This window comes from Planococcus sp. CAU13 (genome assembly GCF_000775575.1).
In the GTDB taxonomy this organism is placed as follows: domain Bacteria; phylum Bacillota; class Bacilli; order Bacillales_A; family Planococcaceae; genus Planococcus.
Map to the genome: position 1 here is coordinate 1 of NZ_JRGN01000137.1, position 11658 is coordinate 11658.

The window sequence follows — 11658 nt, forward strand, 5'->3', positions numbered from 1 at the left end:
GTTTTGCTGTTCAGTTTTCAAGGTTCAATCTTATTCAGTGCTGTAATTTCGAACAGCGACTTTTCAATATTATCAATTCCGCTAAAGAATGTCAACGATTAATTTTTCAACTACTTTTTAAAGCTAATCAAAACTTAAAACGCGACAAGAGATAGTGTATCATCTTTCCTAAAAGAATACAACCGTTTATTTTCAAAAAGAAAAGCTCAGTCAATACTGAGCTTTATCTTATGCAATATCAATTAATCTCTCGGGCGCATCTGAGGGAATAAAAGAACGTCTCTTATAGATGCAGAGTCTGTCAGCAACATAATCAGTCTATCAATTCCTATTCCCAAACCACCAGTTGGAGGCATTCCATATTCAAGTGCTTCTATAAAGTCTTCATCCATTTCATGGGCTTCATCATTGCCTTCAGCTTTTTCAATCAATTGCGCTTCAAATCGTTGTCTTTGATCGATAGGATCATTTAATTCAGTAAAGGCATTTGCATGCTCACGTCTGACAATGAACAATTCGAACCTGTCAGTAAAGCGCTCATCTTCTGGATTCTTCTTGGCAAGAGGAGATATTTCAACCGGATGTCCGTAAATAAATGTAGGTTGAACTAGTTGTTCTTCGACTTTCTGTTCAAAGAATTCATTTAAGATATGACCAACTTCCATTGTATCCTTTATTTCCACATTGTTTTCTTTAGCAAGAGCCTGAGCTTCTTCTTTCGTCATTACTTTCCAAAAATCTACACCAACATATTCTTTCACAGCATCCGCCATGTGGAGACGTTTCCAGCCAGGTGCCAAATTAATCTCTTCTCCATTATAGCTAACAGTTGTTTTTCCCAGAACTTCTTGAGCGACATGGGCAACCAAATTTTCTGTAAGCTCCATTATATCGTTGTAATCCGCATAGGCCTCGTAGAGTTCCAACATTGTAAATTCAGGATTATGACGAGTAGAGATTCCCTCATTACGGAATACGCGACCGATTTCATAAACTTTTTCCAAGCCACCAACAATAAGGCGCTTCAAATGCAGTTCGATTGCGATTCGAATATAAAGTTCCATATCCAAAGCATTGTGATGAGTTTCAAATGGGCGCGCCGCTGCTCCTCCAGCAATCGAATGCAACATAGGCGTCTCTACTTCAAGGAAACCTAAATTATCTAAGTAACGACGCATAGCTTGAATAATGCGGCTGCGGAGAATGAAAGTCTCTTTGCTGTCTTCACTTGTAATTAAATCTAAATAACGTTGACGGTAACGTTGTTCGATATCTTTTAATCCGTGGAATTTTTCGGGCAGCGGTCGCAGAGCCTTGGTTAAAAACTCAACCTCTTTTGCTTTCACCGATAATTCTCCAACGTTAGTTTTGAAAACAGTGCCTTTGACACCGATGATATCTCCAAGGTCTGCTGTATTAAAGAAGTTATACGCTTCTTCACCAATAGCATCTTTGCGAACATAAATCTGAATCTGGCCTTTCAAGTCCTGAAGATGGGCAAAACCTGCTTTCCCTTTGCCTCGCTTCGTCATAATCCGACCGGCAATTACAACTTCGTATTTTGCTTCTTCCAATTCTTCTTTAGAAAATCTATCATATTCCCGCACTATTTCTTCGGATAAATGTGTTCGTTCGAATCTTGCGCCGAACGGATCCATTCCATGGTCACGTAAGTTCTGCATTTTTTGGCGTCTCACCAATAATTGATCGTTTAACTCTTCTGACATCCCATACACTCCTTTATTTATAAAAACCACGCTCGTTCGTGTATTTATCTATTGTACACAATTTCTTATATTACTACATAAAAAAGCTGCCGAAAATTTATGGCAGCTGAAGAATCCCTATAAATTTCACCACACTGCGTGTTTTCTACTCTTCATTTAAAAAAGAATCAATGCTGCTGTAAGTTTTCCGTAATTCGATGCCTTCTCTTTGAGGCTCAATGAAGTTCTGCGTGGAATCAAGCTCCAGTAAAGGCACCAAAACGAATGCGCGTTCATGCATACGCGGATGTGGGATAGTAAGTTTATCTGTTCTCAAAATCTCCTGGTTGTAAAGCAAAATATCCAAATCCATCGTCCGCGGACCCCATCTTACTTTCCGCTTCCGCTCCAGCTTCTCTTCAATGTCTTGGCAGACTTCCAATAAAGCTAAAGCTGAAAGGTCAGTTTTCAAATGAACAACCATATTAAGAAATGCATCCTGATCAGTAAATCCCACTGGGTCCGTTTCATATAAGGAGGAAATTTTCAAAATGTCGATTGCCGGATGCTCCTTCAATAAACGCACAGCCTGCTTTAGCATGCCAAGACGATTACCCATGTTTGAGCCGAGTGACAAATAACTTTCATTCATTGGAATTCTCCTCTGGTAATTTCGACAGCTACAGATTTGTAATGACCCGGAATGGGTGGGTCGGGTTTGATCAAGTGGATGCGGACACCTTTAACCAATGAATAAGTTGAAAGAATTTCAGCTGCGAGATTTTCAGCCACCGCTTCCAGTAGTTTTTTAGGTTCTCCTTTAACTAACGATTGGCACGTACTATACACTTCCCCGTAATGGACAGTATGCTCCAAACCATCCGTTTCACCGGCTTTCCTCAAATCTACTGCTAATGAAACTGTCAGTCGAAACCGTTGACCAAGCTTCGTCTCTTCAGGAAAAACTCCGTGATAGCCATAGAACTCCATTTCATTTAAATGAATGTAATCCATCATTCCGCCCCCTGGAATTTTACTTTACCATTCAATACGTCTACCATTTTCAGCGCGCGTACCGTTTCTTTTACATCATGAACCCGTACGATACGGCACCCTTTTCCAGCCCCATAACAAGCGGCGGCTAAAGAACCTTCAAGACGTTCACTCACGGGAACATCCAGCACTTTTCCGATCATCGACTTACGGGAAGTACCCAATAAAACAGGATAACCCAATTCCGAAAAACGATCCAGCAATTGCATCATTTCGATATTCTGGCTCGTAGTTTTGCCAAACCCTATACCCGGATCAAGCCATATCTGTTCTTTTTTCACACCTGCTTCCATAGCAATACGAATACTTTCTTCCATATCACTTTTCACTTCATTCCAGAAATGGGTGTAGGACGTATCGTTACGGTTGTGCATCAGAATGATGGGAACTTCATATTTAGCAGCCACTGCAGCTATTGCGGGGTCGTATTTAGCGCCCCAGATGTCGTTGATAATATCGGCACCGGCAGCCAGTGCTGCTTCCGCCACTGCCGATTTGTAGGTATCGATAGAAACTGCGATGTCCAGCTCTTCTTTTATGGCTTTGATTGCCGGAACCACCCGGCTGATTTCCTCTTCGTCAGAGATCTGCTCATGGCCGGGACGGGTGGATTCTCCGCCCACGTCAATTATAACAGCACCTTCTGCCACCATTACCTTTGCGCGCTCAACAGCATTTTGCAGAAAACTATACTTTCCGCCATCAGAGAATGAATCTGGTGTTACATTCAGAATTCCCATCACTAAGGTTTTTCCATCAAATTCGATTTTCAAAAAAGACACCTTCCATTTCAATTAAACATCATATTTCCCGGGAAATATCTTGTGTATCTATCTTACCGCGAGCAAGGGGTTTTATACCACAATAAAGGGGCATGCCGCAGCATGCCCCTTTAAAAATTTTCAGTTGTTTTCTTCGAATTGGTATAACGGTGTGCTGAGGTAACGTTCTCCATTCGATGGAAGAACTGTCAGCACTTTTTTGCCTTTTCCTAGACGTTTCGCCAGTTCAAGTGCCGCATATACTGCAGCCCCGGAAGAAACGCCGCCGAGAATGCCTTCTTCGCGGGCAAGTTTTCTGGCTGTTTCGTACGACTGATCATTGGATACCTGGATAATTTCACTGTAGATTTCTGTATTCAATACTTTCGGCACAAATCCTGCGCCAATTCCTTGGATCTTATGCGGGCCTGGTTTGCCGCCGGATAATACCGGTGAATCGGTCGGCTCCACTGCAGCAATAAGAATATCAGGGTATTTTTCTTTCAGTACCTGTCCAGCTCCCGTAATTGTACCGCCCGTTCCGATGCCCGAAACAAAAGCATCCAATTGATCGCCCATCGCTTCAGCAATTTCCGGTCCTGTAGTCAGGCGATGCACTTCCGGGTTCGCTTCATTATTAAATTGCTGCGGCATAAACCAGTTGTTTTCAGCTGCCTGCTTTTCTGCCATCTTGATGGCGCCGTTCATACCTTCAGCTCCTGGAGTCAGAATCAGTTCGGCTCCGTAAGCACGCAGTAAGTTGCGGCGCTCTGTGCTCATCGTGTCCGGCATAACCAAAACTGCTTTATAGCCTTTGGCTGCCGCAATCATCGCCAAACCGATGCCTGTATTGCCGCTTGTCGGCTCGATAATGACATCGCCTTCTTTTAATTCACCGGATTTTTCAGCCGTTTCGATCATAGACAGGGCAATGCGGTCCTTCACGCTGCTGCCCGGGTTAAAATACTCCAATTTCAAATAAACTTCTGCATCCTCCGGACCAGTCAAACGGTTTAATTTGACGATAGGTGTCTGTCCAATCAAACCTGTAATATCATTTGCAATACGAGCCATTTTCAACACTCCTAATCCCTAGTAGTTTAATCGGCATTTCATGGACTTATCGTATCAATGTTTATTGCGTAATGTCAAACAGCAGGATTGGCTTTCGGATTTATTCGCCGTAGAACCATTCTGTATCGAATTCCTGCCAAAAGGCTTCGGGGGTGACCGATTGCGGCAATTGTTCGAGCGCCAGCTCCCGGCTGATATGGCTTTCCACATCATTATATGTAAACGTATTGCCTTTCGCTTTCTCGATGACAGTCACCACAGCCACTCGGCCATCCGCCAGTGACAGCGGTTCCGACCAGCCGTCCACTTCAACTCCAGCGACAGCATTAGCAATCGCTTTATCGACAGTAGATTGGCCGGGAACGACAAACCCGATATCGCCGCCCAGGCTGCCGGTTGCCGTATCGACTGAACGTTCCCGCGCCAATGCTTCGAACGAAGAGCCATTGGCAAGTTCTTCTATAACACCCTGCGCTTCTTCCGCTGTTTCCAATACAATCATCCGGGTCCTGTACGAATCCGGAACATCATAAAGTGACTGGTTTTCCTGGTAGAAAGTTTCGATTGCCGCTTTTTCAATGATGACGTCTTTAGTCAGCACTTTTTCCAGGATCAACTGCGCCTTCACCTTTTCGCGCATGCGTTCCCCGTCTGCAGAATAAAGCGTTTTTTCGCTGCCGTCACGAGCCGACCGCATCATCGCGATTTCGAGGTCCACTTCTTTATCCGTTACTTTAATGCCGTATTCTTTCGCCGCGGTTTCCATCACTTTCAGGTTAACAAGCTCAAGCAGGGTTTCACGTCCGTGTTGCTCTTCCATTGCGGCCATCCATTCCTGGCGTGTAATTTCTTTGCCGCTGACCGAAGCGACTTCTTCATTGCCGCCGGGGTTGTTTGGAATGAGCCACGCAATGAACCAGAGCAAATTCCCTATGAATAGAATCAGCAGCAAAATCAGCAACGGCTTTGTTTTCAATCTTCTTCTGGGCCTGCCCGTGTCACCCGGTGATGTGCCGGGCCGCCCGTTGTCATGCCTGTAGCTCATCGATCATCGCTTCCAATTCCTCTTTTGAATAGCTGTACGTTTCCAGACAGAAATGGCATTGTGTTTCAGCTTTGCCTTCCTCGTCGATCATTTGCCGGATTTCGGCTGCGCCAAGGCCCATGATGCCTTCAGCAAACCTTTCTTTGGAGCAGTTGCATTCAAATTTCACTGGAATCTTTTCCAGTATCTCAACATTGCCATCTCCGAAGATTTCATTCAGGATCGCTTCCGGGCTTAAACCTCGCTGAATCATTTTGGAGACCGGCTCAATTTCACCAAGCCGCTTCTCAAGTTTCGAAATCGCTTCTTCATCCGCATTCGGCATTACCTGAACAATGAAACCGCCGGCTGCGAGCACCGAATTATCCGTGTCCACCAGTACACCGAGACCGACAGAAGACGGAATTTGTTCAGAAACAGCAAAATAATAAGTAAGATCTTCTCCAATTTCTCCCGACACGATCGGGCTCTGGCCAGTGAAGAAATCACGCATCCCAAGATCTTTTATAACCGACAGCATTCCGTCTGTGCCGACTGCGCCGCCCACATCCAATTTGCCTTTGGCGTTGAGGTCGAGGTGGGTCTGCGGATTTTGTGCGTAACCCCGTACACCACCGTGCGCATTGCTGTCGACAAGAATTGGGCCAAGCGGACCTCCGCCGTCTATTTTCACAACGACTTTGTCATCGCCTTTCAGCATCGCACCGAGCATGACGCCACCTGTCATCAGCCGCCCAACCGCAGCGGCAGCGGTTGGCCACATCATATGTCTTTGTTGCGCTTCCCCAACTGTTTCGGTGCTGTCCACCGCGAATACACGGATGCTCCCCTCGTAAGCAAGTCCCCGCACTAAATAATCTGCCATCCAAATCTCCCTTTCTTATAAAGCTTCATTGCGCTTATAGATTAAATAAAGACCTTTTAATGTTAAAAATGGCTCCACTTTATCAATCAGCTTTGATTCGGCTGCTATGAGAGACGCCATTCCGCCGGTCGCGATGACCGTCGGCACTTCTCTGCTTTCCATCTTCATCCTTGTGATGATGCCTTCCGCCTGCCCAACAAAGCCGTAAACGATGCCGGCCTGCATGGCGGAAACCGTATTTTTGCCGATGATGTTTTCCGGACGGGCAATTTCAATGCGCGGCAATTTCGCGGCGCGGCTGTATAACGCTTCGGTTGAGATGCCAATCCCCGGAGCGATCGCCCCGCCCATGTACTGATTCGCTTCATTAATATAGCAATAGGTCGTCGCTGTACCGAAATCGGCAATGATCAGCGGGCCGCCGTATTCATCGATGGCGGCAACAGCGTTGACAATCCGGTCTGCACCGACTTCACGTGGGTTATCGTATTTGATGTTCAGCCCCGTTCTCACGCCCGGCCCCACTACCAGCGGTTTTATTCCAAAATATTTCAACGCCATCCGTTCGAGCGCAAACATGATCGGCGGTACGACAGAGGACATGATAATACCTGTCACCTCAGAAAAATTTAACCCCGCGTCAGCCAGAAAAGCTTTAACCTGCATGCCATATTCGTCTTCTGTTTTATGACGGTTTGTTTCCATTCGCCAGTGATGGGTCAACACGCTTTGCTTGTAAATTCCCATCATAATATTGCTGTTTCCGATATCCATTACCAGAATCATTTTACGTTCCCCATTTATCTGCAATTTTCCAAAATATCATACCATAGTTTCATACGAAAGAAAAAAAGCTGACTGCCTCTTCCATATAGGAATCAGACAGTCAGCTTTCAATGTGTTATTTGCGTTCTTCCTGTACAGGGCTTTTCACTTCTCCGGGCTGGTCTTCGCTTGGAAGGTCTCCAGCAGAAGGGTCATTCGGTGCACCTGTTACATCAGGAGTTACGGCATCTTTATCCAGGTCGACACTCTTGTCTTCGAAATCACCGTTCAACGCCTCATATGAACGCTCCGGCAAAGTGCCGTGATCTTTCAAATACTGGATTTGAGCGGCATCCAGCGTTTCAACTTCGAGCAACGTCTGCGCAATCAATTCCAGAAGATCTTTTTTCTCCGTCAGAATCTCTTTTGTGCGGATGTACTGCTCTTTGATGATGCGCTGAATTTCCTGATCAATTTCAAAGGCGATGGCGTCTGAATAATTTTGCTCTGAATTAAAATCGCGGCCAAGGAAAACATTTCCGCCCTGTGCCTGGCCGAATTGGATCGGCCCGATCTTATCACTCATACCGTATTCCGTCACCATGCTGCGGGCGATAGCCGTTGCACGCTGGAAATCATTATGGGCGCCGGTTGAAACTTCCCCGAACATGAGGTCTTCTGCAACACGGCCACCGAGCAAGCCGGCAATCTTATCGAGCAATTCCGGTTTTGTCATAAAGTAACGGTCTTCCCTTGGCAGCATGACGGCATAACCGCCAGCCTGGCCGCGAGGGACGATTGTTACTTTATGGACGATATCGGCATCATCCAATACCAGGCCGATAACTGTATGGCCTGATTCGTGGTAAGCAACGATATTGCGTTCTTTTTTCGAAATGACCCGATTCTTTTTGGCAGGTCCCGCGATGACACGGTCCGTTGCTTCATCAATATCGGACATATCGATTTTAAGTTTACTGCGGCGGGCTGCAACCAGTGCTGCCTCGTTCAGTAAGTTCTCGAGATCGGCACCTGAGAATCCTGGAGTGCGCTGAGCGATTGCTTTCATATCCACAGTTTCGTCAAGCGGCTTGTTGCGTGCATGAACTTTCAATACTGCTTCGCGCCCTTTTACATCCGGACGGCCAACTGTGATCTGGCGGTCGAAACGGCCAGGGCGCAGAAGTGCCGGGTCCAGGATGTCCGGACGGTTTGTTGCTGCGATGATGATGATTCCTTCGTTCGCTCCGAAACCATCCATTTCAACCAACAATTGGTTCAATGTCTGTTCACGTTCGTCGTGTCCGCCGCCGAGGCCTGCGCCACGCTGACGTCCAACTGCGTCGATTTCATCAATGAAAATGATACATGGTGCATTTTTCTTGGCGTTTTCGAACAGGTCACGGACACGTGATGCCCCGACCCCTACGAACATTTCCACGAAATCCGAACCACTGATTGAGAAGAACGGAGTACCCGCTTCTCCTGCAACCGCACGGGCTAGCAATGTTTTACCGGTACCCGGAGGTCCGACAAGCAAGATCCCTTTTGGTATGCGTGCACCAATATCAGCGAATCTGCGCGGATCTTTCAGAAAATCAACAACTTCAACAAGTTCCTGTTTCTCTTCATCCGCTCCAGCTACATCATCAAAGCGCACTTTCTGCTTCTGATCGTCATACAGCTTCGCTTTACTTTTGCCGAAGTTCATCACACGGCCGCCTCCGCCGCCTTGTGACTGATTTAGCAAGAAGAAGAAAAGGATGAAGATGATGATGAAGGGAATGATGCCAGTAAAGAATGAAACCCAACCGCTCGTCTGCGGTGCTTCGAGATAATTGATATCCGTATCGCCGGCTCTCGCAACTTCGTCGATCTGATTCATCAAAGCTTCATTTTCCAAAGGTATGTTCGTTACAAACGACTGATCATCTTCATAATTATCCAATGATCCCGTCACTTGGTAAACCATGGACGTAGGCTGTATGGTTACTTCCTTAATCTGTCCACTTTCCAAAGCCTGCAAAAATTCGTTGTATCCTAAATCTTCAGTTGGTTGTCCACTATTATTAAATGTCCCCAGAATACCGATAATAACTAGGAAAATCAGTAAATAAAATATGGTGTATCGAAATATTCGATTCATCCCGAGCCTCCTCACAAAAGTTTCCCAAAACTATACTAAATACTAACATAGGAACATTTAAGCATACAACGATAAGCACTCGTCTGATGAGGTGATTTGGCAGACTGTGAACTACTTATGTCCATTCCTGTTATTCGCTGTAAACCTCTGGCTTGAGAATTCCGATATAAGGCAGGTTGCGGTATTTTTCCGCAAAATCAAGGCCGTACCCGACCACAAAAGCGTCAGGGACTTCAAAACCGATGTAATCCGCTTTCAAATCCACTTTCCGTCCACTTGGCTTGTCCAGCAGCGTCACAATTTTAATGGAATTCGCTTTGCGGTACTTGAAGAGGTCCACCAGGTAACTGAGCGTCAGGCCGCTGTCAATGATATCCTCGATGATCAGCAGGTCCCGGCCTTCTACGCTGGCATTCAAATCTTTAATGATTTTTACTTCTCCTGAAGAAACTGTGGCATTGCCGTAGCTTGAGACGTCCATGAAGTCCATTTCAACGTAACCATCGAAACGCTTCATCAAATCTCCCATAAATGGCATTGCACCTTTCAGTACGCCGATTGCCAAAGGATACTTATCCTTGTAATCGTTTGTTAAGGCCTCTCCGAGTTCACGAGCTTTTTCCTGAAGCCGTTCTTCAGAGATCAATATTTCTTCGATGTCTTTCTGTAACATAAGTGGACCTCCTATAATTCGCTTTCGCGATCTTCACATTTTTGTTCCATCAGCACCCAATTATCCTGGGGGCGCCGGGAGCGGCTAATATGCCGTGACGGGCGCAAGCCCGGCACAAGTAATACTTCCCCGTTGCTGTCAGTGATGACGGGCCAGCCTTTCCGGAGAGGGGCTGGAACTTTTTCATCAATCATCAGCCTGGCCACTTTCTTGGAATGGGCCATGCCGGACAAATGGATCCGATCGCCCGGCAGCCTGCTGCGAATCTGCAGCTGGGGTTCGGCCGATTCAGAAAAATACCATGCAATGGCATCTTCCTGTTCCCTCAATTGTTGCACAGGAAGCAGTTTATAACGAAAATTCTTCACCGCTCCTGTCCATTCATCAGTAATTGAAGAATGGAACTCTTCGGAAACGGCTTCAGAATCACGCCGGCTGAATAAAACACGATCATATTGCCGAATCATTCTATAGTGCTGCGGCAAATGCAGAAAAACGGTGCCGGAAGAGCTTTGCATCATGTCCTGCACTTGTTCGGCAAGCTGTCTTGTGACAATTACTTGCTCACTGCCATATAGATAGTTTAATAGTAGTAGAACCATTCTTTTTTGTAAAGCAGATGCATGGGATCTGAATCTTTCGGCTGACAGCACAGTTCCATGTTCATCCGTTGAGACAAGCAGTTCCAGTTTTTCCTGGGCCAATTCCATGAGGAAGTTTTGGTCCTCCTGCAGACTGTCGGACAATTCCACAAACTGTTTCGATACGTCAGCGTTTTCTTTTTTTAATTCAGGTACTACATTTTTTCGGATTCTGTTGCGGGTATACGTATTTTCCGCATTACTCGAATCTTCTCTGTAAGGAATATTAAAAGTTTCTGCATAATCAGCAATTTCCTGTTTGGTCACCGCCAGCAGCGGACGAATCAGCATGCCGCCTTCAAAAGGACGGATGGCAGGCATTCCGAAAGAACCGGATTGCAATGTCCCCCGCAAACCGGACATAAGGATCGTCTCCAGCTGATCATCTGCATGATGGGCGGTAACCAGTTTCGTGGCACCGGTCTGTTCCATTATTTCAGCGAAATATTTGTATCGTTCAACCCGGCAAACTTGCTGTTTATTCCCTCCCACCGTTTTAAGGATGGCAGGAATCGGAATATCACTGCTGTGGCAGGGAATCTCCCATAGCCTGCACACCTGCTCTGTGAACAACCGGTCCGCGGCTGACTCTTCTCCGCGCAGCATATGGTTGACATGGATGGCTTCGACTCTGATTTCGAGTGCTTTTTCCTGGGATTTCAGGTAATGCAGCAGCACCATCGAATCAATTCCTCCCGAACAGCCCAGAAGAACACGGTCTCCAGATTCCAGAAGATTATGCTTCGTTAAATAATCAGCCATTTGTTCATGAAAACTCTTCACTTGTTTCCCTCCATCGGCGTGTGCGTTCTGCTGTTTTATTGGAGTGATAATTTTTTCAAACGCCAATTGACTTGTTGCTGTTCTTTATAGTATGATATGAATTGTCCGTTTCAACAAGGCGGCGTAGCTCAGCTGGCTAGAGCGTA

Annotated in this window: 11 protein-coding genes; all 11 read right to left on the minus strand. The window is 46.0% G+C overall.

Annotated features, from left to right (window positions below):
* Nucleotides 1–242: 242 nt before the first annotated feature.
* A complete protein-coding gene (gene lysS / locus KW93_RS05780) occupies nt 243–1727 on the minus strand; it encodes a lysine--tRNA ligase (protein ID WP_033542036.1) in 1485 nt (494 codons plus the stop codon).
* A gap of 145 nt (nt 1728–1872) precedes the next feature.
* On the minus strand, nt 1873–2358 hold the full coding sequence (folK, locus tag KW93_RS05785) for a 2-amino-4-hydroxy-6-hydroxymethyldihydropteridine diphosphokinase (protein WP_033542037.1): 486 nt from the start codon (nt 2356–2358) through the stop codon (nt 1873–1875).
* On the minus strand, nt 2355–2720 hold the full coding sequence (gene folB, locus KW93_RS05790; RefSeq protein ID WP_033542038.1) for a dihydroneopterin aldolase: 366 nt from the start codon (nt 2718–2720) through the stop codon (nt 2355–2357). Before folB ends, folK begins: the two co-directional genes overlap by 4 nt.
* Nucleotides 2720–3532, minus strand: a complete 813-nt coding sequence (gene folP, locus KW93_RS05795) for a dihydropteroate synthase (protein ID WP_033542039.1) — start codon at nt 3530–3532, stop codon at nt 2720–2722. The genes folB and folP overlap by 1 nt, the downstream gene beginning before the upstream one ends.
* 129 nt (nt 3533–3661) lie before the next feature.
* On the minus strand, nt 3662–4594 hold the full coding sequence (gene cysK / locus KW93_RS05800) for a cysteine synthase A (protein WP_033542040.1): 933 nt from the start codon (nt 4592–4594) through the stop codon (nt 3662–3664).
* Between the two features lie 100 nt (nt 4595–4694).
* On the minus strand, nt 4695–5639 hold the full coding sequence (locus KW93_RS05805; protein WP_033542041.1) for a peptidyl-prolyl cis-trans isomerase: 945 nt from the start codon (nt 5637–5639) through the stop codon (nt 4695–4697).
* On the minus strand, nt 5623–6504 hold the full coding sequence (gene hslO / locus KW93_RS05810) for an Hsp33 family molecular chaperone HslO (protein ID WP_033542042.1): 882 nt from the start codon (nt 6502–6504) through the stop codon (nt 5623–5625). Before hslO ends, KW93_RS05805 begins: the two co-directional genes overlap by 17 nt.
* A 15-nt stretch (nt 6505–6519) precedes the next feature.
* On the minus strand, nt 6520–7290 hold the full coding sequence (locus KW93_RS05815) for a type III pantothenate kinase (protein ID WP_033542043.1): 771 nt from the start codon (nt 7288–7290) through the stop codon (nt 6520–6522).
* Nucleotides 7291–7405: 115 nt separating this feature from the next.
* A complete protein-coding gene (gene ftsH / locus KW93_RS05820) occupies nt 7406–9415 on the minus strand; it encodes an ATP-dependent zinc metalloprotease FtsH (protein WP_033542044.1) in 2010 nt (669 codons plus the stop codon).
* 130 nt (nt 9416–9545) lie between these two features.
* Nucleotides 9546–10088, minus strand: a complete 543-nt coding sequence (gene hpt, locus KW93_RS05825; RefSeq protein ID WP_033542045.1) for a hypoxanthine phosphoribosyltransferase — start codon at nt 10086–10088, stop codon at nt 9546–9548.
* 11 nt (nt 10089–10099) lie between these two features.
* A complete protein-coding gene (tilS, locus tag KW93_RS05830; RefSeq protein ID WP_033542046.1) occupies nt 10100–11512 on the minus strand; it encodes a tRNA lysidine(34) synthetase TilS in 1413 nt (470 codons plus the stop codon).
* Nucleotides 11513–11658: the final 146 nt, after the last annotated feature.